We start from the raw sequence: 24,516 nt of genomic DNA, 5'->3' as shown, positions 1-24,516 counted from the left end.
CTAGCGCGCCCGGGTGTTGGCCAGCCAGCCGTCCTCGAGCAGCACCCGCTTGAGCACCTTTCCGGTCTGGGTGCGCGGCAGCTCGGTGACGAAGACGACCTCGCGCGGGAGGGCGAACCGCGCGACCCGGTGGCGCAGGAACTCGCGTACGACGTCCTCGTCGAGCCCCGAGCGCGGGTACGCCACGATGTAGGCGACCAGGCGCTGCCCGTACTCGGCGTCGGGCACGCCGAGCACCGCGGCGTCCGCCACCCCGGGCAGGGTCGCGAGCGCCTCCTCGACCGGGCGCGGGAACACGTTCTCGCCGCCCGAGATGATCATGTCGTCGCTGCGGCCGGACACGAACAGCCGCCCGTCGGCGTCGAGGTAGCCGCGGTCGCCGGTGTCCATCAGGTTGTGCCGGACCTCGCGGCCGCTGCCGTCGGTGTAGCCGTCGAACAGCAGCTCGTTGCCCACGTGGATCCAGCCGACCTCGCCCGGCGGCAGCGGCTCCCCCGACGGGCCGAGGATCGCCAGCCGCGAGCCCAGCGGTGGGTGCCCCGCAGTCGTGGGGGCGGCCCGCAGGTCCGCGGGAGTGGCGATGGCCGCGGCCGAGACCTCCGTCGAGCCGTAGAAGTTGTAGAGGATGTCGCCGAACGCGTCCAGGAAGCCGGTGACCAGCGCGCCGGGCAGCGCCGAGCCGCTGCTGACCACGATGCGCAGGCTGGAGGTGTCGTAGCGAGCCCGGACCTCGGGCGGCAGCGCCATGATCCGCTGCAGCATCACCGGCACCACGAACATCGCCGTGCAGCGCGACTCCTCCACCGCCCGCAGGCACTCCTCGGCGTCGAAGCGCCGCTGCAGCACGAGCGTCGCGCACAACGGCATGCCGACCTGCATCGCCGCCAGGCCCCAGGTGTGGAACAGCGGGGTCGCGACGAGGATGCGGTCCAGCGAGTGCAGCGGGATGCGGGAGAGCAGCGCGACCGCCGCGGACAGGCCCTTCGGGGTCGGGCGCCGCGCGCCCTTCGGGGTGCCGGTCGTGCCCGAGGTGAGCACCACGAGCCTGCCAGGCGAGGACGGCGGGTCCATCCGGACGTCAGGGGCGTGGTCGATCAGCGCGTCGATCGCGTCGGTGCCGACCCACGAGGTGGTCGGCGACAGGTTGGTCAGCAGCGGGGTGAACTCGGGGTCGGCGACGACGATCCGCACGTGCTGGCGGTGCACGCCGTCGAGCACCTGCGGCTCCGCGAGCCCGGTGTTGAGCAGCACCGCGTCGACGCCGAGCTTCCCGCAGGCGAGCAGGATCTGCACCAGCGCGCCGGAGTTGCGCGCGAGCACCGCGACCCGCCCGTCCGGCCCGGCGCCCATCTTGCGCAGGATCCCCGCCAGCCGGTTCGTCCGCCGGGACAGCTCCGCGAAGGTCCAGCGCGGGCCGTCGTCGTCGATCACCGCGAGTGCCTTCGGCGAGCGCAGCGCGGCGGCGGTGTAGCCACCGGCCAGCGTCGCGCCCCACTTCGAGGCCGCGTGCAGCTGGCGCATCAGCCGGTCGGGCCGCGCGGTGGTCAGGATGCCGGCCGAGACCAGCGTGTTCGCGATCTGCAGGTGCGACGGCGGGCGCTCGTCGGGCAGCGGCTCCGGCAGGCCGGACAGATGCCTGCCGATCCGCGCCAGCCCGTCGCGCACCCAGTGCTTGAGGTCGTTCGCACTCAGCTTCGAACCGCGGGGCGGCAGGAAGAAGATGCACTTGACCAGCGTGTGCCCGCCCTCGGCGTCGGCCAGCCGCACCGAGACACGGCCCGCCGTGTCCTGCTCGCTGTCCAGCACGAACTGCTCGTCGCGGCGGCTGAGCAGCACCCGCATCTCGTGCTCGACCGGCTGCCCGCACAGGCTGACCCGCATCCGGTACCGGGCGAGCCGGCCCGCCACGCCGGCCCGTTCGCACGAGCCGACGCCACGGAAGAACCGCGGGTAGAGCTCGGGCGCGGAGATCACCTGCCACACGGCGCGGCGCGGATGCTCGAGGACCAGGTCGAAGCTCACGCAATCCGGCATTCTGCCGAAGCTAGAGAACCCCTGGCCCCTGGTCAACGAGACGGCACGTTTTCGCCCGTCACACTCCCGGCCGGGGGTTATTTCCGCCGCACCGGTGTGCCCGGTCGGCCAGTCGGCCTCGCGGGTTACGCATTGCTGCCGAACGCCCGGCGCGCATTCGGCGGTACCTCGCGCCCCGGGGTGAACGCAGGCCGTTTCACGGATGTGCCCGCTCAGCCTCGCCCCCGACACTGGGAAATCCCCTGATCCCTCAACGAGGAGGTTCCATGCGTCGCGTTCTGGGCGCCCTGCTCGCGCTGTGCCTCGGCGCGCTGACTTTCGTCGGCGCCGGCTCCGCGCAGGCCGCCACCCACACCCCGGTCGTCTTCGTCCACGGTTACGCCGGAAGCGCGTCCAACTGGACGACCGCGGAGGCACTGTTCACCGCGGCCGGGTACAGCAGCAACGAGCTGTACGCCTATCAGTACAACTGGGCCCAGTCCAACCGGACGAGCGCGGCCGGGCTCGCGTCCTACGTCGACCAGGTGCGGCAGCGGACCGGCTCGGCGAAGGTCGACATCGTCAACCACTCGATGGGCGGGCTGGTCACCGACTGGTACGTCAAGCAGTTGGGCGGGGCGGCCTCGGTGAGCCACGTGGCCTCGCTCGCGGGCGCCAACCACGGCACCACCTCCGCCGGGGCGTGCCTGGTCAACCCGTCCTGCCAGGAGATGTACCCGGGCTCGTCGTTCATCGCGCAGGTCACCTCGGGTGACGAGACGCCGGGCCCGACGAGGTTCGCGACGTGGTACTCGCCGTGCGACGGGGTCATCATCCCGTACACCAGCACGACCCTCAGCGGGGCGACGAACAACTATGTCGCGTGCGAGACCCACATCGGCTACCTGACGGACGCGGTCGTGCTGTCACAGGTGCGAAGCTTCCTGGGCAGCTGAGGGAGTTTCCGGGTGGTGCCGGCCGGGAGGCCGGCACCACAGCCCGCCCCCTACCCGTTGCCCTCCAGGACCCTGCGGGGCACCTCGACCAGCATCGTCTCGATCTGCTTCTCCGTGACGCCGTGCTCCCGCACGTACGGCAGCACCTCGTCGCCGATGTGGAGGTAGTGCCACTGGGACAGCAGCGGCATCACCTCCGGGTCGATCCAGTCGATGTAGCACGACGCGTCCTGCGACAGCACCATGCTCTCCGCATACCCCCGGCGGCACATCTCGACCAGTGTGTCGGCCCTGGCCTCGAAGGTGGTCGCCGTGTTGATCCCGAACCGGTCCATGCCCAGCACGAAACCGGCCTCCGCGAGCGCGCTCAGGTGGTCGCAGTCGGTGCTGTCGCCGCTGTGCCCGAGCACCACCCGCCGCGGGTCCACGCCCTCCTCGTCGCACAGGACGCGTTTCACCTCCAGGCCCGTCTCCGAGCCCGGATGCGTGTGCACGGTGACCGGCGTGCCCGTCCGGTGATGCGCCTGCGCGACCGCCTGCATGACGCGCTCGACCCCGCCGGTCATGCCCTGGTGGTCGATCGCGCACTTGAGCATCCCGGCCCGCACCCCCGTCGCGCCGATGCCCTCGGTGATGTCCTTGACGAACATGTCCACCATCGGATCGGGCCGCCCGATCGCCGGGCCGCGGTGGTAGAAGTAGAACGGCACGCTCTCGTAGGTGTAGATGCCCGTCGCCACCACGATGTTCAGCTCCGGCACCCGCCCGGCGACCCGCTGGATCCGCGGGACGTACCGGCCCAGTCCGATCACCGTCGGGTCCACGATCGTCCGGACCCCTTGTGCGGCAAGAGCTCCCAGCTTCGCCACGGCGTCGTCGACGCGAGCGTCCTCGTCGCCCCACTCCTGCGGGAAGTTCTGCTGCACGTCCGTGGTGAGGGTGAAGATGTGCTCGTGCATGTACGTCCGGCCCAGCTCGGTGCCCGCCACGGGCCCGCGCACGGTCGCCACCTGCGTCATCGCAGCTCCTTCTTCAGGATCTTCCCGGTCGGCCCCTTCGGCAGCTCACCGACCACCCGGACCTCGCGAGGGTACTTGTACGCCGCCAACCGCTCGCGGCAGTACTCGACGATCTCCTCGGCCGCGATCTCGGTGGTGGTGCTGACGACGGCGACGACCTCCTCCCCCAGCTTCTCGTCGGGCCTGCCGATCACGGCGGCCTCACCGATCGCGGGATGGGCGTAGAGGATTTCCTCGATCTCCCGCGGGTACACGTTGTACCCGCCACGGATGATCAGGTCCTTCTTCCGGTCCACAATGTACAGATAACCGTCCGGGTCGGCGTAGCCGAGGTCGCCGGTGTGGAACCAGCCGCCGCGGAACGCCTCCGCGGTCGCCTCCGGGCGCTTGTAGTAGCCCTTCATCACGTTGTGTCCGCGGATCACGATCTCCCCGACGTGCTCCGGGCCCGGCGGCAGCGGACGATCCGCGTCGTCGACGACCCGCACCTGCACACCCCAGATCGCCTTGCCGATCGAGAGCACCTTGCGCTTTTCGGCGCTGATGTTGAACGTCGCCGTGCTCGCGGTCTCCGACAGCCCGTACCCCTCCAGGATCACGACGCCGTCGAACTTCTCCTCGAAGCCGCGGATCGTCTCCCCCGGGATCGCCGCCCCGCCGGACGTGCCCACCCGCAGCAACGAGAGGTCCCGGCCCTTGTGGTCCTCCTGCGTCAGTGCGAAGTACATCGTCGGCACGCCGGAGAAGACCGTGCACCGGTAGCGCTCGATCGCGTCGAGCACCGCCCCGGCCTCGAACCGCGGCAGCAGCACGATCGTCCCGCCGTAGCGCACGCAGACGTTGAGCACGCTGGACAACCCGAAGACGTGGAACAGCGGCAGCACGCCGACGCCGATGTCGTCGTCCCGGAAGCCGAACAGCTCGCCGCTGACCGTGCAGTTCATGTACAGCTGGAAATGCGTCAGCTCGGCGCCCTTCGGACGACCGGTCGTGCCGCTCGTGTAGAGCAGCACGGCCGTGTCGTCCGCGTTGGTGGGCACGAGGTCCCCGGTGTCGGCGCACCGGTAGAGCTCGTCGAAGTGCCGGGTGCCGGCGGGCTGCGCGGCACCCGGGGTGGTCACCACGTACGTCGTGACACCGTCCACTTCGGACGCCGCCTTGACCGCCTCGGTCGCGAAGGACTCGAAGGTGATCAGCAGCCTGGCGTCGGAGTCGGCGAGGTGGTAGGCGATCTCCGCCGCCCGCAGCAGCGGGTTGAGCGGCACCATCACCAGCCCGGCCTTGAGGATGCCGAAGTAGGCGAACAGGAACTGGGGCAGGTTCGGCAGGTGCACGGCGACCTTGTCGCCGCGCACCAGACCGACGTCGAGCAGGCTCGCCGCGACTCTCCCGGACAGCTCGTCGACCTGTGCGTAGCTGAACGACAGGTCGCCGAAATGGCAGAGCGCCTTGTCCGGGTCGCTCAGGCGTGACTCCCTGAGCATCGTGGCGAGAGTGAAGCTCATCCTTTTCCTTCCTGCATCGCGGCCAGTTCCTGCTGGACCTTCGCCTCGTGCGCGATCATGTCCTCCCGCGCCCGCCGCGGGCTCCAGCGTCCCGCCATCACCAGGATGAGGGGCAGGAACACGATCTCACCGCCGATGCAGACCCACCACCAGTTCTGCCACTGGCCGGGCGCCTCTTCCGCGGCCTGCGCGACCTCGGTCCCGTGCGCGGACAGGAACGCCAGGTCGGCGAGCGGGATGGTGGCGACGGCACGCAGCTTGGTGACGGCTTCGGCCGGGCTCACGCTCTGCGCGGCGGCGATCTCGCCGACGGCCTTGGCACCGGCGGCCGCGTCGTTCGGGTTGGCACCGAGCGCGGCCTGCGTCGCCGGGTCGATGGCCTGCAAGGTCTGCAGCTGCGCCGCGTACTTCGTGCTCAGCTCCGAGACCTGCGCGCCGTTCTCGACGAGCGGGGTCATCGAGTTGATCACGAACGGCAGCACGGTGATCGACAGGGCCACCACGACCCGGGTGATCCAGCCCCACACCGCGAGGCCGGTCGCGGTCAGCGCCGGGTTGCGCCGCTCGACGGTCTCGGTGAAGCTCGCCATCCAGGGCGCGTATGCGATCGCCATGAACACCGCGAGCAGGCTGATGATCCAGACGAACGTGTAGTAGCCGGTGTCCGGATGCCCGGTGCGGGAGGCGAAGACCGCGGTCATCGCGACGGTGCCGATCGCGCCCACCACCATGAACGGCTTGCGCACCCGCACCCGGTCCGACAGCAGCCCGACGAGGATCAGCGCCACGGCGTCGAACGCCCAGAACCAGTTGCCCAGCCCGTTCGCGTCGGCGAGGGAGTAGCCGAACAGCGTCGTGAAGTAGATCGTGAAGAAGCCGACCGCGGTGTAGTAGATGATGAGGAACACCGCGATGGCGAACGCCGAGCCGATGATGTCCAGGTGCAGCATCTGCCGCCACGGATGCTTCAGGCCTTCTTCGACGTCGATCCCGCGGGCCCGGGACTCGATCAGCGCGCGGTCCTTCATGCTCACCATCAGCTGGTCGCGGATGCTGGGCGAGAGCTCGCGCAGCCCGAACAGCGCGATCACGAACATGACCAGCCCGACGATGCCGCAGATGGTGAACTGGCTCTGCCACCTGGGCAGCGAGTCGATCGTGTGGCTGGAGACCTCGGCGACCACCAGGCTGCCCGCGACCGGGCCGAGCGTCCAGAACCCCATGGCGGAGGCGCGGCCCAGCTGCGGTGAGAAGTCGCGGACGAGGGCCGGGGTGGCGACGAGGATGATGCCCTCGACGAACGCGATGAGCGTGAACACGACCGCGAAGACGCCGCCGTTGGGCGAGTTCGGCAGTGCGAACAGCACCAGCACGCCGGTCACGCCGAGACCGTAGACGACGAGGTTCGCGCGGCCCCACCGGTCGGCAAGGCCCGCGACGAGCGAGGCGAACGCGCCGAACACGTTGCCGATCGCGGTGATCCAGACGTAGGTGGAGAAGCTCAGGTGGTACTGCGCCATGATCGCGGGCGAGACCGCGCCGGCGACGTAGAGCTCGTAGTACAGGACGATGGTCGCCAGCACCGCGATCGCCAGACAGCTGAACCGCCGGGCGCCGCGGGGGTAGTGCTCGAGCTGGCGGTGCCACAGCAGCCGGCCCAGCGGGCTGCCGCCGCCGGGGGCGTACGTCGTGTCGGTCACGCCGGCGGTCATGCGACCGCCCCCTCTTGCACCCGAATGCGCCTACTCGCGCCACCGTGACCTGGGGATCTTTCCGCCGGCCGGTTCGCCAGTGGCAAAGCCTCGCTGCTTGCCTTCATGCCGCCTCCTGTGGCTCGCTTCTTCGGGAACCTGTGTGGCGTGCAAAACCGGGCTGGTGCCGTCGCCGGCAGCGGTTACGCTCAGTCCGGACTGCTGTCACTCTTCGGTGTTCAGAGGTACGAACGGGTACTTTAGAAGCGAGGGGACCATGAGGCAAGAGGGGTCGCTGGCGCGGACCCACGAGCAGGAACCGGGCCTGCCGCGGGGCCGGGCGAGCCTGCCCGCCGACGCCGTGCGCGCGGCGCAGCGCGAGCGGCTCATCCGCGCGATCATCGCGGCATCAGCGGAAAACGGCTACCTCCGGGTGACGATCGCCGATGTCGTCCAGCGGGCCAAGGTGTCCCGCGCGGCCTTCTACGCGCACTTCTCCGACAAGGACGACTGCCTCCTGGAGGCGACCCTCTTCGGGCGGCGCCTGCTGATCGGCCACATCACCGCGGAAACCCGTGCGCTGCCGGCGGAAACGTCTGCCGAGGAGTCGCTGCGGGTGGCGTGCCGCGCGTTCCTGCGCTTTCTCACCGACGAGCCGGAGTTCGCGCGCGTGTTCTACCTGGAGTTGCCCAGCGCCGGGCCACAGGCGATCACCAGGGCGATCGAGGCGCAGCGGCAGTACGCACACCTGAACGAGCTGTGGCACCGGCGCGCCCGTGTGCAGGACCCCTCGCTGCCCGACGTCCCGCCCGAGGCCTTCGCCGCCGCGGTCGGCGCCACGACCGAACTGGTCCGCTCGGCGGTCCACGCGGGACGGACGCGGCTGCTCGACCTGGAGGACGCGCTGGTGGCCCTGCACCTGGCCCTCCTGGCCGGGCGCCCCTGGCAGACGGGCTGAGAACACCCTCCTGCCGGATCCGGGTGAACCGGGCAAAGCGCGAGCGTCCTTTGTGGATTTCCAGAGACGCGATCGGGCAACCGCAACGCGATCGTTACCAGTGGCGACAGGGGAAACCGGCGAACCGGTCAGGCGGTGGACGCGGCGGCGTGGTTGGCCGCGGGTGCCGCGGCGTGGTTGATGTCTTCGGTGGTTCGGCCGTCAAACAGCAGCGAACCGCCCGCGCCACTCCCCGACACCCGGCCGCCCGTCAGACTTCTGCCTTCACCGCCGCCGCGTGGGAGAACACGATGCCCTCGTCCTCGAGCGGGCCGCGACGGAGCAGGAGCACGTCACGCGGGTAGTTCTGGTACAGCCGCCACGGGGCGGCGTCGCCCTGCTTCGGGAGCTTGTCGATGCTGCGCAGCACGTACCCCGACTTGAGGTCGATGAACGGCACGCTCGGCAGCGGTCCCGGCGGCGCGGTCGGCGTGCACACCTCGTACCCCCGCGCGTCCATGTGCTGCAGCACCCGGATCACGTACCGCGCCACCAGATCCGCCTTCAGGGTCCACGACGCGTTGGTGTAGCCGATCGTCATCGCGAAGTTCGGCACCCCCGAGAGCATCATCCCCTTGTACGACACCGTCTTGCTCAGATCGGCCTGCTGCCCGTCGATGTCGATCGTGATCCCGCCGACGGGCAGCAGGTTCAGCCCGGTCGCGGTCACGACGATGTCCGCCTCGAGCTCCTCGCCCGACTCCAGCCGGATCCCCCGCTCGGTGAACGTCGCGATCCGGTCGGTCACGATCGACGCCTTGCCCTTGCGCACGGCGGTGAACAGATCCCCGTCCGGCACCACGCACAGCCGCTGGTCCCACGGGTCGTACTCGGGGCTGAAGTGCCTGTCCACGTCGTAGCCCGGCGGCAGCTGCCGCTGCACGCCCTTGCGCAGCAGCTTCTTCACCAGCGCCGGCCGGCTGCGGCTCAGCTGGAACATCAGGGAGGACATCAGCACGTGCTGCCAGCGCACGATCGAGTTGGCGAGCTTCGTCGGCAGCAGCTTGTGCAGCTTGTCGGCGAGCGCGTCGGTGCCCGGCAGCGAGATCACGTAGCTGGGCGAGCGCTGCAGCATCGTCACGTGCCCGGCCCGCTCCGCCAGCGCCGGCACGAGCGTCACCGCCGTGGCGCCGCTGCCGATGACGACGATCCGCTTGCCGGTGTGGTCCAGGTCCTCGGGCCAGTGCTGCGGATGGATCACCGTGCCCCGGAAGGCCGCCACGCCCTCGAACTCCGGCGTGTAACCCTCCTCGTAGTTGTAGTAACCGGCGTTGGTGAACAGGAAGCCGCAGGTGATCTCGACGGTCTCCCCCGTGTCCGACCGTCGCGCGTGGACCGTCCACTGTGCATCCTCGCTGGACCACTCGGCGCGCACGACCTTGTGGTGGAAGCGGATCTCGTCCTCGATCGCGTACTCGCGCGCCGTCTCGCGGATGTAGGCGCGGATCGACTCGCCGTCGGCGATGGCCTTCGCGTCGGTCCACGGCCGGAAGTCGTAGCCGAGGGTGAACATGTCCGAGTCGGACCGGATGCCCGGGTAGCGGAACAGGTCCCAGGTGCCCCCGATCGCCGCCCGCGACTCGAGGATCGTGAACGTCTTGCCCGGCGCCTCGTCACGGAGGTGGCAGGCGGCGCCGATGCCGGACAGCCCGGCTCCGACGATCAGGACGTCGACGTGCTCGCGTGTCATGTCACTCCCGTCTCCAGGACTACGGTGCCCGAGCCAGTAACTTACCGGCGGTAAGTCCAGTGGTCAACAGTGCGTCGACAGTCTCGACACAGTGTTGATGCAGGTGAGCGACGCGACTAAGGTGGCGGCATGACGACCGAAGCCGGGAACAGGCCCAGCCGTGGGCGTCGCACGGCCCGGCCCACCGGTGACGACCGGGAACTGGCCATCCTCGCCACCGCCGAGCGGCTGCTGACGCGCCGGCCGTGGCGGGAGGTCTCGATCGACGACCTCGCGCGCGGCGCGGGCATCTCCCGGCCGACCTTCTACTTCTACTTCCGCTCCAAGGACGCGGTGCTGCTCGCCCTGCTCGACCGCGTGGTGGAGGAGGCCGACCGCGCGTCGCTGAACGTCCTCGCCCGCCCTGCGGGGGACGCGGCGCAGGCGTGGCGCGGCTGCATCAACGCCTTCTACGAGACCTTCCGTGAGCATCGCGCCGTCACCGTCGCGTGTGCCGACGCCCGCACCACCAACGCCGAGGTGCGCGAGCTGTGGTCGAAGGTGATGGACAACTGGGTGGAGCGCACCGCGACGGCCATCGAGGCCGAGCGCGAGCGTGGCGCGGCGCCGCCGGGCCGTCCGGCGCGGGACGTCGCGACCGCCCTCAACCTGATGAACGAGCGGATGCTGCACGCCACGTTCGCCGGGGAGGCGCCCACGGTCGAGGAGTCCGGTGTGGTGGACGTGCTGCTGGAGGTCTGGCTGCGCGCGATCTACGCGTGATCGGCGCGGCAGGGCGTCGGGGCGGGCGTCTCGACGGGCGCGAACAGTCCACTGTGGATGGATGTGACGGCGAGAACCAGTTCCCCGGCACGCCATTCCGGCCGGAGGCGGTCGTGCGTGTCGAGCAGGTCGTCGGCCGAGGGCGGTTCGCCGCCGACCGCGTTCACCCGGGCGATCGCCGAGCGCGCGAGCAACTCACCGATTCGGACCGTGCCGGTCAGCCCGGCCGAACCGGGATAGAGCACGGCACGCCCGCCAGTGCGCGAGAGGTGCTCGACCGCCGCGTCGGCCGCCGCCGCGGCGAGGCCGGGGCGGCCGGAACGCCCGGTGCCCGAGGCGACGCCGGCCGTCCCGCTCTCCGCGAACCGGGTGAGCTCGTTCCACAGCCCGTCGAACCCCGGCGGCACCCACACCGAGAGCGCGACGTGCGCGTCGTCGTTCCGGACCAGGTGCGTGCAGACGACGGCCTGCGGCGGTAGCCGGAGCCGGTCGCCGAGGTCGTGAGCCAGCTGATCCGCCTCGCCCAGCGAAGGGGTGCCGGTGTCGATGCCGAAGCAGGTCACGACGGCAGGACCCGCGTCGGGCCGGCGGCCGGTGCGGTCTCGTGGTGGTGATTCTCGGAGGTCACCACCGAAGCGTCGCTGTCGCGAGCGAACCGGACATGAACAGCGGAAGTGCATCAGTCGTCAGGGACATGTCGGGGTGTTCAAGCCGCTCGCCGCAGCGCGGGGGCATCCGGCGGAGCGTTCGCGGCCGTGCTCCGCGGGGTCGTCGGCCGATCAGTTGCGGGCGGCCGCCTCGTCGCGGACCTGCGACGCGACGGCCAACGCGAGCGCCAGCAGCACCGGCACCAGCTCTTGCGCACCCGGCGCGTGGGCGTCCAGCTCGGCCTCGATCCCCCGCAGGTCGCCGTACCCGGCGAGCCGCACCACCCGGGCGGCGACGACCGTCGCCTTGTCGGCCTCGTTCGCCTGGAGCACGGGATCGTCGCCGTCGCCGAGCCGGCGGATGCCCTCGCGCAGGCTGACGAACACCGGCTCGTCCGGCTCCCGGTAGGTGCCCGCCACCAGCGCCAGCACCATGATCGCCTGCCGGCGGGGCTCGGCCCCGGGCAGCTCCCGCTCGACGTGCCGGGCCAGGTCGAACGCCAGCCGCGCCGCCGGGAAGCCGCCCTGGCGCCAGCCGAGCGCCACCAGGCCGGCCAGCGGATCGACCAGCTCGGGGCTGCCGAACAGCTGCGCGGCCTCGATGAGCAGCCCGCGGGCGACCAGGTAGGTCGAGGGCACGATCCCGTCGGGCAGCGCGCAGGCGATCGTCGTGAGCACCACCCTCGCGAACGCCGCCTGCCCTGCCCCCGGCCAGGACGTCACCTCGGCCGCGAACCGGCCCAGGCTGGCCGGGTCGCGCCGCTGGGCGTAGTCGAGGAAGTACTCGACCGCGATGAGCCAGCGGCTGTCGTCGTGGCGCCACAGCTGGTCGATCAGCTCGGCCGCCATGTCCTCGGGCACGGCCGTGACCAGCAGCCGCCCCCACATGGCGACCAGCTCCTCGCGGTGCGCACTGCCCTCGATCAGGGCTCTCAGCTGGGTGAATTCGGCGGCGCGGGCGGCGAGGGTGCACTCGTCGGCGGTCCTGGCAACCTCGAGGGCCGTGGTCACGTCCTGCTCGGTCATCCGGTCCGCCTTCCCGTCCTCGGTGCTGCGACGGTTCACTTGCAATATAGAGCGCAATATTGAGCGGCGAAACCCGAGCGGGTGGGGCTCCCGTGCGGCCGGGAGGACGTGGCGCGGACCACGCCCTCTCGCCCCCGTACGGTCCGGCGGCGTGCGTGGCGACCGCCGGTGTCACGGCATCCCCGCCACCGTGCGGTCCGGTGCCGTGCGTGCCGCCCGCCCGAGTCATCCAGACACCACCGGGCGGTCCCGCGCCCACCGCCCGAGTCATCCAGCCCCACCCCGCGGCCCAGCGCGACGCCTGCCAACCGCCCGAGTCATCCAGCCACCCACCGGCCCGTCCCGCGCCGCGCCGCGCCGCGCGTGCAAGCTGCCCGAGCCACCCAGTCACCACCCCGCGGCCCCGAGCCGGGCGCGCCGACCGCCCGGGCCGCCGGAGTCACCCAGTCGCCGCCGGGGTCACCGGCCCGGGCGCTGGACGTCCCCTCGCCAGCCGCCGGTCTCCTGGCCGCGCCGTTCGATGAACTCCTTGAACCGCTGCAGGTCGCCCTTCACCCGGCGGGCGATGAGCCCCGCCTTGTCCGCCACGTTCTCGGCGAAGCCCTCCGGGTCGATGTCCATCTGCGAGGTCACCCGCGTGACCCCGTCGTCGATCCGGTGGAAGGTGATCACGCCGGCGTGCCGGGGCCCGGAGTCCGAGGTCCACGCCACCCGCTCCTCGGGGTGCTGCTCGGTGATCGTGGCGCCGAACTCGCGGGTCACCCCGCCGATGCTCGTCCGCCAGTGCGTGTGCGTGTCGTCGAGCTGGCGGATCTCCTGCACACCCTCCATGAACTCGGGAAACGACTCGAGCTGGGTCCGCTGGTTGTACACAGTGGACACCGGGACGTGGACCTCGACGGACTCGGTGATCGTGCTCATCGCGCTCCTCCTCGCTATGGTTGCAACGGTTGTGCGTCACTTCGTGTCAGCAGGGGTACCCGGAGGACCATGGGGCACACATCGGACTCCTGGAGCGGCCATTGACCCGGCGAGAGCTCGCGGCGGCGCGGATCACCGACCCGCGCCTGCACGAGGCGTACACACGGTGCCGCACGCTCAACGCGCGGCACGGGCGCACGTACTTCCTGGCCACCCGCCTGCTGCACCCCCGCCAGCGCCCCGCGATCCACGCGCTCTACGGCTTCGCGCGCTACACCGACGACATCGTCGACGACCCCGAGCCCGGCGCGGACGTCGCCGCCCGGCTCGACCAGGTCCGGACCGAGCTGGCCGAGGGCCTGCGCACGGGCCGCTCCGCGCACCCGGTGCTGGCCGCGGTCGTGGACACGACCGGGCGGTTCGGCATCGATCCGCAGCTGTACTGGGCGTTCCTCGACTCGATGCGGATGGACCTCACGGTGACCGGCTACCCGGACCGCACCAGCCTGCGCCGCTACGTGCACGGCTCGGCCGAGGTGATCGGCCTGCAGCTGCTGCCGGTGCTCGGCACCGTCGTCGGGCGCGCCGAGGCCGCGCCCCACGCGGCGGCGCTCGGCGAGGCGTTCCAGCTGACCAACTTCCTGCGCGACGTCGCCGAGGACCTCGACCGGGGCCGCGTCTACCTGCCGGCGGACGAGCTGCGGGCGTACGGCGTGGACCGCGGGCGGCTGGCCTGGTGCCGCCGCGCGGGGCGGCCCGACGCCCTGGTGCGGCGCGCGCTCGCGGACCAGATCGCGTTCACCCGGGCGGTGTACCGGCGCGCCCGGCCGGGGATCGCGATGCTCGACCCCGTCTCGCGCCCGTGTGTGGCCACGGCGTTCAGCCTCTACGCTCGCATCCTCGACCGCATCGAGGACCAGGGGCACAACGTGTTCGGCGCCAGGGCGAGGGTCGGCAACCCCCAGCGGCTCGCCCTCGCCGGCAGCGCCGCCACGCGCGCGCTGTGGGCCCGGGCGCACCACTGAAACCGGAAGGGCGGAGGGAATGGACCACCTGCAGTACCTGCTGTTGCTGGCCGCGTGCCTGCTCGTGACGTTGCCACTGGAGCTGACCGGCTCGCGGGTGTACCGCCGGCCCGCGCGGCTGGCGAAGGCGATCCTCCCGGCGGCGGTGGTGTTCCTGGCCTGGGACGTGCTGGCGATCGCCGGCGGGGTGTGGAACTACAACCCCCGCTACCTCGTCGGCGTCACGCTGCCCTTCGGCGTCCCCCTGGAGGAGGCACTGTTCTTCGTCGTGGTCCCGCTGTGCGGGCTGCTGACCTTCGAGACCGTCGAGCGGATGCTGCCGAAGGCGAAGCGGTGATCGGCTACACGCTGCCCGCGGTGCTGTCGGTGCCCGCGGTGGTCGCCGTCGAGCTGCTGTGGCTGCGCACCGGCCTGTTCCGCCGCCCCGGCTACTGGATCTCGATGGTCATCGTGGTGGCCTTCCAGATCCTGGTGGACGGCTGGCTGACGAAGCTGTCCGCCCCGATCGTCCGCTACGACCCGGGCCAGCTGACCGGCCTGCGGTTCCCGTTCGACATCCCCATCGAGGACTACCTGTTCGGCTTCAGCCTGGTGACCCTGACCCTGCTCTGCTGGCTGCGTACCCGGAAGGAAACCACCGGATGACCCTCTCGGCCGCGTTCGACCGCGGAGCCCGCGCCTACGACCGGCTCGTGGGCCTCAACCCGGGCTATCACGACCACCTGCGCCGCTCCGCCGCGGCGGTTCCGGCCGGCGCGCGGCGGGTCCTCGACGGCGGCTGCGGGACCGGCGCCTCGACAGCGGCGTTGCTCGGCGTCGTGCCGGACGCCGAGATCGTCGGCGTGGACGCGTCCGCCGGGATGCTGGCCGAGGCACGGCGGAAGCAGTGGCCGGACAAGGTGAGCTTCGTGCACAGCCGGGTCGAGCACCTCGCCGAGGCCGGCGTGACGGGCCCGTTCGACGCGATCTTCGCCGGCTACCTGATCCGGAACCTGCCCGACCCCGCCGCGACGCTCACCGCGATGCTAGGCCTGCTGCGCCCCGGCGGGGTGCTCGTGGTGCACGACTACAGCGTCGCCGACAGTCTCCGGGCGCGGCTGACCTGGCACGCGGTCTGCTGGTCGGTGATCATCCCGATGGGCCGTGTGGTCTCCGGCGACGCCGGGCTCTACCGGTACCTGTGGCGCAGCGTGCTGGACTTCGACGGCGCGACCGAGTTCGCCGCGCGGCTGCGGCGCACCGGGTTCGCCGACGTCCGGACGAGCACGATGACCGGCTGGCAGCGCGGCATCGTGCACACCTTCCGAGCGGAGAAGCCGTGAGCCGCGACCGCAGGCGCGTCCGGTTCGCCGCGCCCGGCGGGCACGAGCGGGTCCCGGAGCCGACGCGCGTCGCCGTGGTCGGCGGCGGGATCGCCGGGCTGACGGCCGCCACCGCCCTGGCCGAGCGCGGGGTCGCGGTCGAGCTGTTCGAACGCGAGACCTACTGGGGCGGCCGGGTCGGCGGCTGGACCACCGAGCTGCCCGACGGCAGCACGGTCGGCATGAGCCGCGGGTTCCACGCGTTCTTCCGCCAGTACTACAACCTGCGCACGCTGCTCGCCCGCGCCGGCGTCGAGCTCGTGGCGGTGACCGACTACCCGCTGCTGGACGAGCACGGGCGCACCGACACCTTCCGCGGCATCCCGCGGACCCCGCCGTGGAACGCCGTCGGCTTCGCCCTGCGCAGCCCGACGTTCACGCTTTCTGAGCTGCGCAAGGTGAACCTGCGGGCCGCACTGTCCCTTGTGGACGTATCGGTGCCGGATTCCTACGCGCGGCTGGACGAGGAGACCGCGGCCGGCTTCCTCGCCAGGGTCCGGTTTCCCGAAGCGGCCCGGCACCTGGCGTTCGACGTGTTCTCACGGAGCTTCTTCGCCTCGCCCGACCGGCTTTCCGCCGCCGAGCTGGCCGTGATGTTCCACCTGTACTTCCTGGGCTCGGCCGAGGGCCTGCTGTTCGACGTGCCACGCGAACCGTTCCACACGCTCTGGTCCCCGGTCGTCGACCGGCTGACGAGCCTGGGCGTATCGACCCATCCCGGCACTCCGGTCACCGCGGTCGAACCGGGGTTCGCCGTGCACACCGCGGACCGCTCGTACGAGGTCGACGCCGTCGTGCTGGCGCTGGAGCTTCCCGCGCTGCGCGAACTGGTCGCCTCCTCGGAGCTGGGACCGCCGCCGTGGCGGGAACAGATCGCCGAACAGCAGTCCGCGCCGCCGTTCCTGGTGCGCAGGCTGTGGCTGGACGAGCCCGTGCGGGCGGAGCGTTCGGCCTTCCTCGCGACAGGCGGGATGCCGCCGCTGGACAACGTCAGCGTGCTCGAACGCTACGACGCGGAAGCCGCGGCGTGGGCCCACCACACCGGGGGTTCCGTCGTCGAGCTGCACGCCTACGCGGCCACGGACCGGGAGACGACCGGAAAGCAGCTGCTGTCGCGTTTGCACGCCGTCTATCCGGAAACCCGGCGGGCGCGGATCGTGGGCGACCGCGAGGAGTGGCGTGCCGACTGCCCGCTGCTCGCGCCGGGCGGCTACTTCCGGCGGCCGCCGGTCGCGACGCCGGTGCCGGGCCTGGTACTGGCCGGCGACGGCATCCGCGTCGACCTGCCGGTCGCGCTGATGGAGCGGGCGGCGACGACCGGGTGGCTGGCCGCCAACCACCTGCTCGGGGCGTGGCACACCGCCGGGCACCCCGTCACCACCGTGCCCACCCGGGGCCGGCTCGGCGTCTTCCGCGCGCTGGCCCGGCAGTTCCGAGAGGAGTGAGACGCCCGTGCAGACCTTCCTGCCGTATCCCGACTTCGCCGCGAGCGCGCACGTGCTCGACCCGCGCCGGCTGGGCAAGCAGCGGGTCGAGGCACTGCAGGTGCTGCGCGCGCTGACCGTCCCCGGCTACGGCTGGCGCCACCATCCGGCGGTGAAGATGTGGCACGGGTACGAGGAGGCGCTGACCCGCTACGGGCTGCAGATGTGCGAGGCGTGGACGGCCGCGGGGCGGCCGGACACCTGCGCGGCGCAGCTGACCGGGGACCTGCGGCGGGCGACGGGGCGCGCGCTCGTGCGGACCGAGGTGTCGCTGCTGGAGGCAGGCGAGATGCCGAAGTGGTACGGCGACCAGGACTTCCACCGCAGCCACCAGTCCTCGCTGCTGCGCAAGGACCCCGAGTACTACGAGAAGTGGTTCCCCGGCGTGCCCGACGACCTTCCCTACGTCTGGCCGACCTCCGACCGCGAGTCTCGCAGCGCGTAACGCCGCTCGGCGTACGCCAGGTCGTCGCGCCACAGGCGGGCCGCCGCGTGCCGCATCAGCGGGCGCAGCGCGGGCGCGGCCTTGCGGGCGAAGGCGAACCCGGTGCGCTCCGAGGTCGCGACCGTCGCCTCCAGGACGGCCGTCCGTGGCTTGCCGTCCGGGCCCGGGCCCAGCGGGGTCGCGTGCGTCTCCACCACGCTGCCGCGCCCTTCACCCGCCACGATCGTCATGGTCACCGTGCGCGGCTCGGGACAGGCGAACTCCGCGCGCACCGGCACGCCGAGCCCGGGGCCGACCCGGAAAGTCACGTCCACCACGAACTTGTCGTCCTCGTCGGCGGCGTCCACCGCGGGCGCGGTGAGCACCTTCAGCCGCGCGAACGAGTACGGGTGGAACCACGAGCCGTGCCAGGGATCGAGCCGGTTGGCGAGCACGTCCCCGGGTTCGCACACCCCGACGAGCCTGGTCACCGCGGCCACGCCGGCCGAGGGCGCCGGGCGCGGCGCGAGAACCGGTTCCGGCAGCGGCTCCTCGCCGCCGTGCCCGTCGAGCCGCACCCACACCAGCACGCCGTCGTCGTGACCCGGCAACGGTTCCCAGCCGAACCGGCCGCCCGCGCCGACCGGCATCCCGTGCCACCGGCACACCAGCGCGTCGCAGACGACGCGGCCCTGTGCGAGCGGCGCCCCGAGGTGCGGGCACTCCCCAGGGCCGACGACCAGCCCGCCCGCGGAGTCCCGCCACGCCACCAGCTCCCGGCCCGCGACGCGGGTCCCGAACGGACGGTCCGGCCGGACGTCGGCGCTGGCGGCGAAGGCGAACCAGTTACCGGAAGGACGCGCTTCCGCCCGTTTCGCGGCCGCCTCGATCAGCGCGGGCGACGCGTTCCGGAACGTGGGCTCCTGTGCGGACCACAGCTCGCGTGGCATCGGCTGGACCGGCCATCGCGCGGGCCATCGTCGCGGCATCGCTCGCTCCCTTCGCTCGGCCCGTCCATCCTCCCCAACCCGCGTCCGTGCCGCATCTCACGGCTCCGGCAGGTAGATTGACCGTGATGGACCTGCGGGAGGTGAGCACGCTGCCGGACGCGCCCAGGCCCCTGCACGTGGTCGGCGCCGCGCCGACCACCCCCGGTGGGCACGCACGACGACGATGACCCCGTTCGCGTTCACCGTCACGCCCGTACGGGGCCGCCTCGTCGTCGCGCTGCGCGGCGAGCTCGACGCCCTGAGCTCGCCGGCGTTCCGGGCCTCGCTGCTCGACCTGGCCGACGGGCCCGACCTCATCCTCGACCTGGGCGGGCTGACCTGTCTCGACTCGAGCGGGATCAGCACGATCATCGCCGCTCACCAGCGCGCGACCCGGCACGGCGCGGTGCTCGCGCTGACCCGGGTGCCGCCGTTCGTCTCGCGCGTGCTCAGCTTGACCCAGCTGGACCGCGTCATCCCGGTCCTGGACGTGGCCTGAAACCCGAAGTACCGAACCGAGGAGAGGAAGCGATGATCTTCATTACCGCCAAGTTCCGGGTCAAGCCGGAGGACGCCGACTCCTGGCCCGAGATCTCCCGGGAGTTCACCGCGGCGACCAGGGCCGAGCCGGGGTGCCTGTGGTTCGACTGGTCGCGCAGCCTCGACGACCCCACCGAGTACGTCCTCGTCGAAGCCTTCCGCGACGACGAGGCCGGCGGCGCGCACGTGCAGTCGGACCACTTCAAGACCGCGCAGCGGACGCTGCCGCCGCACCTGGTGCAGACCCCGCGGATCGTGAACTTCAAGGTGCCGCAGGAAGACTGGTCCGAACTGGGCGAGATGGCGGTCGAGTAGCGCCCGGCGCGCCGCGGAGACGTCGATGAGCGAGATCTGGCAGCTGGGCCCCGGGGTGAGCGGCTCGATCAGCCCGGAGAACTTCACCGGCGCCAAGGGCGCGGGCGGCGCGGCCACCGAGGGCACGGGCGCGGCCGCCGCCAGGGAGCTGGGGCGGGGCTGGAAGGTCTCGCCCTCGATCGTGCTCCCTGACGGCGGCACCGCCACCCTCGCCGACATCGCGGGGCCCGGCGTGGTCCAGCACGTGTGGCTCACCACCGATCGCAGCCGGCTGCGGAGGCTGACGCTGCGGATGTACTGGGACGAGCAGGCCACGCCCGCGGTGGAGGTCCCGCTCGGCGACTTCTTCTGCAACGGCTGGGAAGAGCCGGCGCTGGTCGACTCGGCGCAGATCGTGGTCGCGCCCGCGGGCGGGCTCAACAGCTACTGGCCGATGCCGTTCCGCCGCCACGCACGGCTCACCCTGGAGAACGCGAGCGGCGCCGACGTGCCGGTGTACTACCAGGTCAGCTACCGGCTGCGCGAGCTGCCGCCAGAAAGCGCTTACTTCCACGCAGCCTGGCGGCGCAGCAACCCCCTCGGCTCCCCCGCGGTGCACACGATCCTCGACGGCGTGCGCGGTCCCGGCCACTACGCGGGCACCTATCTCGCGATCCGGCCGAACGCGCCCGGCTGGTGGGGCGAGGGCGAGCTCAAGTTCTACCTCGACGGCGACCAGGAGTTCCCCACCATCTGCGGCACCGGCACCGAGGACTACTTCGGCGGCGCCTGGAACTTCGACGTGGACGGTCGGTACGTGCCGTACTCGTCGCCGTGGCTGGGGCTGCCCCAGGTGCTGCCGCCGGAGGAGATCTACCAGCCGCACCAGCGGTTCGGCCTGTACCGCTGGCACGTGCCCGACCCGATCGCGTTCACCGAGGACCTGCGGGTGACGATCCAGGCGCTGGGCTGGCAGTCCGGCGGCCGCTACCTGCCGCTGGAACAGGCGGACATCGCCACGACCGCCTTCTGGTACGCGTCAGCCCCCTGACAACAGGGACAGCAGGCCCGCGCAATCCGTTCCCGGCGCGGGCGCCGGCGGCCCGTACCCGTACCGCTCCACGATGTCCTTCAGCGCGGGCCGGTTCGCCAGCTCCTGGGGCTGGGCAAGGCACATCACCACCTCGAACAGGGCGCGGAACGCGTCGGCGTCCCGCGGCCACCAGGAGACGGTCCATGAAGGACTCCGTCCGCACCGGCTCTTCGCCGCGCCGCAACGCCTCCATCTCCGCGATGCGGACGCGGTCGGCGTGGAGCTGGTTCCAGTAGAACGGGGCGACCTCCCGTTCGGTCACCTCGCCTTCCCCCGGGAAGCCCAGCATGCTGCCACCGGGAAAGGAATGATCGCCGGCGTTCTCCCGTTCTCAGGAAAGGGAACGTGAAGGTTTCACCCGGCGGAGCTCACTTCGGTTTTCCGGTGGGCAGGCCCGGCAGGTCCGCGCGCAGCTGGGCGAGATCGTCGTAGACCCGGGACGCGCCGTTGTCGAGCAGCTCGCGTTCGCCGAACCCGCCGGTCCGCACCGCCACCGAGGGCAGCCCGATGCGCTGGGCGGCCTGGCAGTCCCAGACGGAGTCGCCGACGACGACCGCCTCGGCCTCGCCGGCCTTCTGCAACGCGACCTCGATCAGGTTCGGCTCGGGCTTGGTCTCCGACACGTCCGCCGAGGTGGTCCAGTCGTGCGCGAGCTCCCGCGCGTCGAGCAGGTCCAGGTACCGGTCGACGTGGTCGGGCTTGCCGGAGCTGGCGAGCACCACGACGTACCCGGCGTCGCGCGCGGCCTCGAGCAGTTCCCGCGCGCCTTCGATCGCGCACACCTCGCCGAGGATCGCGTCGACCTCCTTCTTCCACGCGTCGCGCACGGTGTCGCCGAGGCGTTCCTCGACGTCGTCGCCCGCCACGGTGGGCACGAGCTGGTCGCCGCCCATCCCGATGGCCCGGTGGATCCGCCAGACCGGCACCGTCACGTCGCTGCGCCGGAACGCGCGGAACCAGGCGATGGCGTGGTGGTAGTTCGTGTCGACCAGGGTGCCGTCCATATCCAGGACCAGTACAGGACTCATGCCCGCCGGAATGCCCTGGTGCGCGCGGCGGCAAACACGCTCACCGCCCGGCTACCCCGGCGGCCACGGGACGAATCAGAACGGCCGGTCCCCCGCGATCGCCACCCGCTCGGCGATCCGCACCTCGGGCGCGTAGTCGTTCACCGCGTAGTGCTGGGTGGCGCGGTTGTCCCAGAAGGCGACCGCGTTCTCGGTCCAGGTGAACCGCACCTGGACCTCGGGCAGGTGTGCCTGGACGAACAGCAGCCGCAGCAGCTCGTCGCTCTCCGCGCGGTCGAGGCCGACGATGTGCGTGGTGAAGGCCGGGTTGACGAACAGGGTCCGCCGCCCGGTCTCCGGATGCGTCCGCACGACGGGATGCTCGACGGGCGGGAACTCCGGCTGCCGCCGGGCGAGGAGCTCCGGGTCGGCGAAGCGCACGAAGCCGGGGACGAAGTCGTGCACCGCGCGCAGCTCGGTGATGCGCTCGCGAACGTCGGCGGGCAGGTTGTCGTGGGCGGCGGCCATGTCGGCCCACATCGTGTCGCCGCCGACCGGTGGCACCCGCACCAGCCGCAGCACCGAGCCCAGCGCCGGGTTGGGCCGGAACGTCACGTCCGTGTGCCAGATGTTCTCGAACGCCGGCATCGTCGCGCTGCGGGAGAAGCGGGTGACCTCCGCGGAGTCCCCGGCGGGCAGCAGCGGGTTGGTCTCCAGCTCGCCCCAGTTGCGCGCGAACGCGCGCTGCTGCGCCGGGGTGATGTCCTGGTCGCGGAAGAACAACACCTTCCACTCCAGCAGCGCGCGGTTCAGCTCCGCGCGCAGCGGCCCGGTGAGCGGACGGCCCAGGTCGACGCCGTCGATCTCGGCGCCGATGACGCGGCCGAGCGGGCGCAGCCCGAACAGCTCGTAGGGACGCGGGCGCACGCCTTCGGGCAGGCGGCGCAGCACGCGGGGGCCTTCCACGATGCCGCCGCCGGGTACCGGCGCGGACCGCAGGAGGGCAGGGGTGAACTGCTCGACAGACATGCCGAACTCCTCGCAAAAAAGTTGTAGGTGAAGGGAAAACCGGCGCTCGCGTCAGTTCGGCGGCGAGCCGAGGCGACCACGGCGCAACAGGAGCACACCTACGTTCGACATACCTCGCATGATCACCGCACCCGGCGGTCCGGTCAAGGGCGCCCACGTGGCGGGACTCGTCACCTCGTGCCGGTTGTGCTTGACTGCTCACGATCCGCAGTCGGCAGGAGGAAGGGGCGCGGGTGGCGACCTGGCGCGAGCTCGTGACGTTCATCAAGCAGTCGTACCGGGTCGTCCGCGAGGAGCCCGAGGAGATCAGGATCCGGCTGCACTTCCGCAAGGACCCCGACGACCCGGAGCGCACCCAGATGGTCGTCATCGCCCGCGAGGTGCTGGACCGGCGTGAGGAGTGGGTGCAGATCGCGACCCCGTTCGCCCGCGTCGACGAGGTGGATCTGCGCACCGTGCTGGCGGAGATCGGGCACACCACAGTCGTCGGCGGCGCGGTGGTGATGGGCGATCACCTGGTGCTGCGGCATTCCCTGCCGCTGGTGAACCTCGACATCAACGAGTTCACCGACCCGCTCGAGCTGGTCACCGGAGCGGCCGAGCTGCTGGAGGAGGAATTCACGGGCCGGGACGACTACTGACCCCGGCAACCATGGCAGGATTTTGCCGATAATGTACAGAACTGCCACTCGTCTCGGCAGACGGGGGCGCGCATCCTCGGCACATGAGGTTTCTGACACGGGTTCGCGAATTCCTGGCCACCCAGGCCGAGTTGGCGCAGCGGCAGGACCTGCTGAACCGGCCGTGGGAGGAGGAGCTGCTGCACTGGGCCCACGACGGCCGCGAGTGGCAGCTGCACGGCCGGCTGCTGCCACCGCCGGGACGCCGCCGCCACAGCACCACCGGCACGGGCTGGTGCCCCGGCCTGCGGGCGGCGCAGCACCGCAGCGAGCGGCCACGGCTGCGGGAGGGCTCCTGATCGTCCACAGTGGACGTGAGGACGCATGGCACCGGGTTTGGGGACTTACGACTCTGCTGGACGGATGGCCGCCGGGCGCACACTGGACGGTGCAAGCGAGCCCGTGCGACAACCCGGGAGCGGTCATGACGGAGATCCGGCTGCTGACGCCCCGGGAATGCGGGGAGCTGCTGTCCTCGCAACGCATCGGGCGGCTGGCGTTCTCGGAGAACGCGCTGCCCACGATCCTGCCGGTGAGCTTCTTCCTGCACGAAGGCGACATCGTCCTGTATGCCGGAGCCGGGCCCGCGGGCAGGCTCACCAAGGAGGTCGTCGCGTTCGAGGTGGACAGCCTCGACCCGCACGCGCACTCCGGGTGGAGCGTCGTGGTGATCGGCCGGATCACGCCGGCCACCGACCTCGAGCACGTGGCCTGGACCACCGGGGAACAGGGCAGGCTGCTGCGCCTGCCCGTCGAGCTGATCAGCGGCCGCGTCCTGAGCCTGCGCGACCCCGACTCGGTCTCCGGGGCCGCCACGAGCTGATCCCCACCTATCGGGTGGTTTCGCACCGGACGAACCGGACGAACCTGGATCATGCTCCAGCAACACCCAGCGCACCGCCTGCGCGCCGGCGCGGTGCTGCAGCGGGCCCGCGTCGTCCACTGCCGCGGTCTGGACCACGCCACCCCTGAGCTGCACCGGAACGCGACGGCCTGCCGCGTCCGCGCACTGCTGGCCGTCCGCGGCCTGACCGCCGCCCAGCTGGCGGGGGCCACCGGCCGGCGGGAGGCCACCGTCCAGGGCTGGCTCCACGGCCGCGCGGTGCCGTCCGACGAGCACACCCTGCGGACGCTCGCCGCCCTGTTCGGGGTCGGCCTGCCCGCGCTCCTCGACTCCGGGGAGCCCTGCCCGGTGCAGTACGTCCGCGCCGCCTGCGCGGCGTTGCGCATCCCGGCGAACGCGCTGCTCGACCGGCTGCGCACACCGGTCGCGCACTGAGCGGCCCGCCGTCCGCCACGCGCCCCGGGGGAACCGGACGGGCGCGTGTGTGAGCCCGCGCCGCCCGGGTACCTGATTTCGGAA

The 24,516-nt window shown here is 71.7% G+C and carries 28 protein-coding genes; 16 read left to right on the top strand and 12 right to left on the bottom strand.

Annotation, left to right across the window (positions count from 1 at the left end; translation table 11 throughout):
• The gene (locus LWP59_RS15995) at positions 1-2,022 is read right to left on the bottom strand and encodes an AMP-binding protein (protein WP_407653104.1); all 2,022 of its coding nucleotides are present in this window, start codon (positions 2,020-2,022) and stop codon (positions 1-3) included.
• A 278-nt stretch (positions 2,023-2,300) separates the two neighbouring features.
• Between LWP59_RS15995 and LWP59_RS15990 the strand changes: the two genes are divergently transcribed.
• Complete coding sequence (locus LWP59_RS15990) at positions 2,301-2,969, top strand: esterase/lipase family protein (protein ID WP_144640325.1); 669 nt, start codon at positions 2,301-2,303, stop codon at positions 2,967-2,969.
• A gap of 50 nt (positions 2,970-3,019) precedes the next feature.
• Here the strand turns inward: LWP59_RS15990 and LWP59_RS15985 are convergent, their stop codons facing one another.
• Genes LWP59_RS15985 through LWP59_RS15975 form a run of 3 tightly spaced genes read right to left on the bottom strand, consistent with a single transcriptional unit; the run spans position 3,020 to position 7,205 of the window.
• Positions 3,020-3,988 carry a phosphotriesterase family protein gene (locus LWP59_RS15985; protein WP_144640328.1) on the bottom strand — a complete coding sequence of 323 codons (969 nt, stop codon included), beginning with the start codon at positions 3,986-3,988 and terminating at the stop codon, positions 3,020-3,022.
• Complete coding sequence (locus tag LWP59_RS15980; RefSeq protein WP_144640331.1) at positions 3,985-5,493, bottom strand: long-chain-fatty-acid--CoA ligase; 1,509 nt, start codon at positions 5,491-5,493, stop codon at positions 3,985-3,987. The genes LWP59_RS15985 and LWP59_RS15980 overlap by 4 nt, the downstream gene beginning before the upstream one ends.
• Positions 5,490-7,205 carry an MFS transporter gene (locus LWP59_RS15975; RefSeq protein WP_144640334.1) on the bottom strand — a complete coding sequence of 572 codons (1,716 nt, stop codon included), beginning with the start codon at positions 7,203-7,205 and terminating at the stop codon, positions 5,490-5,492. The genes LWP59_RS15980 and LWP59_RS15975 overlap by 4 nt, the downstream gene beginning before the upstream one ends.
• 256 nt (positions 7,206-7,461) lie before the next feature.
• On the opposite strand from LWP59_RS15975, the gene LWP59_RS15970 reads away from it, so the two are divergent.
• The gene (locus tag LWP59_RS15970; RefSeq protein WP_186383305.1) at positions 7,462-8,142 is read left to right on the top strand and encodes a TetR/AcrR family transcriptional regulator; all 681 of its coding nucleotides are present in this window, start codon (positions 7,462-7,464) and stop codon (positions 8,140-8,142) included.
• Positions 8,143-8,392: 250 nt separating this feature from the next.
• On the opposite strand, the gene LWP59_RS15965 is transcribed toward LWP59_RS15970, so the two are convergent.
• Positions 8,393-9,871 carry a flavin-containing monooxygenase gene (locus tag LWP59_RS15965; RefSeq protein WP_144640340.1) on the bottom strand — a complete coding sequence of 493 codons (1,479 nt, stop codon included), beginning with the start codon at positions 9,869-9,871 and terminating at the stop codon, positions 8,393-8,395.
• A 129-nt stretch (positions 9,872-10,000) separates the two neighbouring features.
• Between LWP59_RS15965 and LWP59_RS15960 the strand changes: the two genes are divergently transcribed.
• Positions 10,001-10,633 carry a TetR/AcrR family transcriptional regulator gene (locus tag LWP59_RS15960; protein ID WP_144640344.1) on the top strand — a complete coding sequence of 211 codons (633 nt, stop codon included), beginning with the start codon at positions 10,001-10,003 and terminating at the stop codon, positions 10,631-10,633.
• Here LWP59_RS15960 and LWP59_RS15955 read toward each other — a convergent pair.
• The 3 genes from LWP59_RS15955 to LWP59_RS15945 all read right to left on the bottom strand — a co-directional run bounded on the left by LWP59_RS15955 (position 10,624) and on the right by LWP59_RS15945 (position 13,227).
• Positions 10,624-11,196 (bottom strand): hypothetical protein, encoded by a 573-nt coding sequence (locus tag LWP59_RS15955; protein WP_144640347.1) that lies wholly within the window; start codon positions 11,194-11,196, stop codon positions 10,624-10,626. The two genes, LWP59_RS15960 and LWP59_RS15955, sit on opposite strands and share 10 nt — an antisense overlap.
• 216 nt (positions 11,197-11,412) lie before the next feature.
• Positions 11,413-12,345: a hypothetical protein gene (locus LWP59_RS15950; protein WP_144640350.1), complete on the bottom strand. Its 933-nt coding sequence runs from the start codon at positions 12,343-12,345 to the stop codon at positions 11,413-11,415.
• Between the two features lie 420 nt (positions 12,346-12,765).
• The gene (locus tag LWP59_RS15945; protein WP_144640353.1) at positions 12,766-13,227 is read right to left on the bottom strand and encodes an SRPBCC family protein; all 462 of its coding nucleotides are present in this window, start codon (positions 13,225-13,227) and stop codon (positions 12,766-12,768) included.
• 101 nt (positions 13,228-13,328) lie between these two features.
• Here LWP59_RS15945 and LWP59_RS15940 point away from each other — a divergent pair, with 101 nt between their 5' ends.
• The 6 genes from LWP59_RS15940 to LWP59_RS15915 are packed head-to-tail and all read left to right on the top strand — an operon-like array spanning position 13,329 to position 17,542.
• A complete protein-coding gene (locus LWP59_RS15940) occupies positions 13,329-14,252 on the top strand; it encodes a phytoene/squalene synthase family protein (RefSeq protein ID WP_144640355.1) in 924 nt (307 codons plus the stop codon).
• Between the two features lie 19 nt (positions 14,253-14,271).
• A complete protein-coding gene (locus LWP59_RS15935; protein ID WP_144640358.1) occupies positions 14,272-14,589 on the top strand; it encodes a lycopene cyclase domain-containing protein in 318 nt (105 codons plus the stop codon).
• Positions 14,586-14,897 (top strand): lycopene cyclase domain-containing protein, encoded by a 312-nt coding sequence (locus LWP59_RS15930; RefSeq protein WP_222425585.1) that lies wholly within the window; start codon positions 14,586-14,588, stop codon positions 14,895-14,897. The genes LWP59_RS15935 and LWP59_RS15930 overlap by 4 nt, the downstream gene beginning before the upstream one ends.
• Positions 14,894-15,574: a class I SAM-dependent methyltransferase gene (locus tag LWP59_RS15925; RefSeq protein ID WP_144640361.1), complete on the top strand. Its 681-nt coding sequence runs from the start codon at positions 14,894-14,896 to the stop codon at positions 15,572-15,574. Before LWP59_RS15930 ends, LWP59_RS15925 begins: the two co-directional genes overlap by 4 nt.
• Positions 15,571-17,058: an FAD-dependent oxidoreductase gene (locus LWP59_RS15920; protein WP_144640364.1), complete on the top strand. Its 1,488-nt coding sequence runs from the start codon at positions 15,571-15,573 to the stop codon at positions 17,056-17,058. Before LWP59_RS15925 ends, LWP59_RS15920 begins: the two co-directional genes overlap by 4 nt.
• A gap of 7 nt (positions 17,059-17,065) precedes the next feature.
• Positions 17,066-17,542, top strand: a complete 477-nt coding sequence (locus LWP59_RS15915) for an MSMEG_6728 family protein (RefSeq protein WP_144640366.1) — start codon at positions 17,066-17,068, stop codon at positions 17,540-17,542.
• Here the strand turns inward: LWP59_RS15915 and LWP59_RS15910 are convergent.
• A complete protein-coding gene (locus LWP59_RS15910; RefSeq protein WP_144640369.1) occupies positions 17,500-18,510 on the bottom strand; it encodes a DUF5914 domain-containing protein in 1,011 nt (336 codons plus the stop codon). The two genes, LWP59_RS15915 and LWP59_RS15910, sit on opposite strands and share 43 nt — an antisense overlap.
• A 184-nt stretch (positions 18,511-18,694) precedes the next feature.
• Here LWP59_RS15910 and LWP59_RS15905 point away from each other — a divergent pair, with 184 nt between their 5' ends.
• Genes LWP59_RS15905 through LWP59_RS15895 form a run of 3 tightly spaced genes read left to right on the top strand, consistent with a single transcriptional unit; the run spans position 18,695 to position 20,395 of the window.
• Positions 18,695-19,009 (top strand): STAS domain-containing protein, encoded by a 315-nt coding sequence (locus tag LWP59_RS15905; RefSeq protein ID WP_144640371.1) that lies wholly within the window; start codon positions 18,695-18,697, stop codon positions 19,007-19,009.
• Between the two features lie 32 nt (positions 19,010-19,041).
• Positions 19,042-19,365 carry a putative quinol monooxygenase gene (locus tag LWP59_RS15900; RefSeq protein WP_144640374.1) on the top strand — a complete coding sequence of 108 codons (324 nt, stop codon included), beginning with the start codon at positions 19,042-19,044 and terminating at the stop codon, positions 19,363-19,365.
• Between the two features lie 25 nt (positions 19,366-19,390).
• Positions 19,391-20,395 carry a glycoside hydrolase family 172 protein gene (locus LWP59_RS15895; RefSeq protein ID WP_144640377.1) on the top strand — a complete coding sequence of 335 codons (1,005 nt, stop codon included), beginning with the start codon at positions 19,391-19,393 and terminating at the stop codon, positions 20,393-20,395.
• On the opposite strand, the gene LWP59_RS15890 is transcribed toward LWP59_RS15895, so the two are convergent.
• The 3 genes from LWP59_RS15890 to LWP59_RS15880 all read right to left on the bottom strand — a co-directional run bounded on the left by LWP59_RS15890 (position 20,384) and on the right by LWP59_RS15880 (position 22,473).
• Positions 20,384-20,521 (bottom strand): hypothetical protein, encoded by a 138-nt coding sequence (locus tag LWP59_RS15890; RefSeq protein ID WP_186383306.1) that lies wholly within the window; start codon positions 20,519-20,521, stop codon positions 20,384-20,386. The two genes, LWP59_RS15895 and LWP59_RS15890, sit on opposite strands and share 12 nt — an antisense overlap.
• A 284-nt stretch (positions 20,522-20,805) precedes the next feature.
• Entirely contained in the window at positions 20,806-21,465 is a 660-nt protein-coding gene (locus tag LWP59_RS15885) for an HAD family hydrolase (RefSeq protein ID WP_144640380.1), read from the bottom strand.
• 75 nt (positions 21,466-21,540) lie between these two features.
• A complete protein-coding gene (locus tag LWP59_RS15880) occupies positions 21,541-22,473 on the bottom strand; it encodes a TauD/TfdA dioxygenase family protein (RefSeq protein ID WP_144640383.1) in 933 nt (310 codons plus the stop codon).
• A gap of 233 nt (positions 22,474-22,706) precedes the next feature.
• Here LWP59_RS15880 and LWP59_RS15875 point away from each other — a divergent pair, with 233 nt between their 5' ends.
• The 4 genes from LWP59_RS15875 to LWP59_RS15860 all read left to right on the top strand — a co-directional run bounded on the left by LWP59_RS15875 (position 22,707) and on the right by LWP59_RS15860 (position 24,432).
• Positions 22,707-23,114 (top strand): hypothetical protein, encoded by a 408-nt coding sequence (locus tag LWP59_RS15875; protein ID WP_144640386.1) that lies wholly within the window; start codon positions 22,707-22,709, stop codon positions 23,112-23,114.
• A gap of 83 nt (positions 23,115-23,197) precedes the next feature.
• A complete protein-coding gene (locus LWP59_RS15870; RefSeq protein ID WP_186383307.1) occupies positions 23,198-23,452 on the top strand; it encodes a hypothetical protein in 255 nt (84 codons plus the stop codon).
• 125 nt (positions 23,453-23,577) lie between these two features.
• A complete protein-coding gene (locus LWP59_RS15865; RefSeq protein ID WP_186383308.1) occupies positions 23,578-23,976 on the top strand; it encodes a pyridoxamine 5'-phosphate oxidase family protein in 399 nt (132 codons plus the stop codon).
• A 51-nt stretch (positions 23,977-24,027) separates the two neighbouring features.
• Positions 24,028-24,432, top strand: a complete 405-nt coding sequence (locus tag LWP59_RS15860; protein ID WP_144640392.1) for a helix-turn-helix domain-containing protein — start codon at positions 24,028-24,030, stop codon at positions 24,430-24,432.
• Positions 24,433-24,516 lie beyond the last annotated feature (84 nt).

Origin of the sequence: Amycolatopsis acidiphila (assembly GCF_021391495.1) — a bacterium.
Lineage (GTDB): Bacteria > Actinomycetota > Actinomycetes > Mycobacteriales > Pseudonocardiaceae > Amycolatopsis_E > Amycolatopsis_E acidiphila.
Note: the sequence above shows the minus strand (reverse complement) of the source record. Positions and strands in the feature narration are given on the sequence as shown.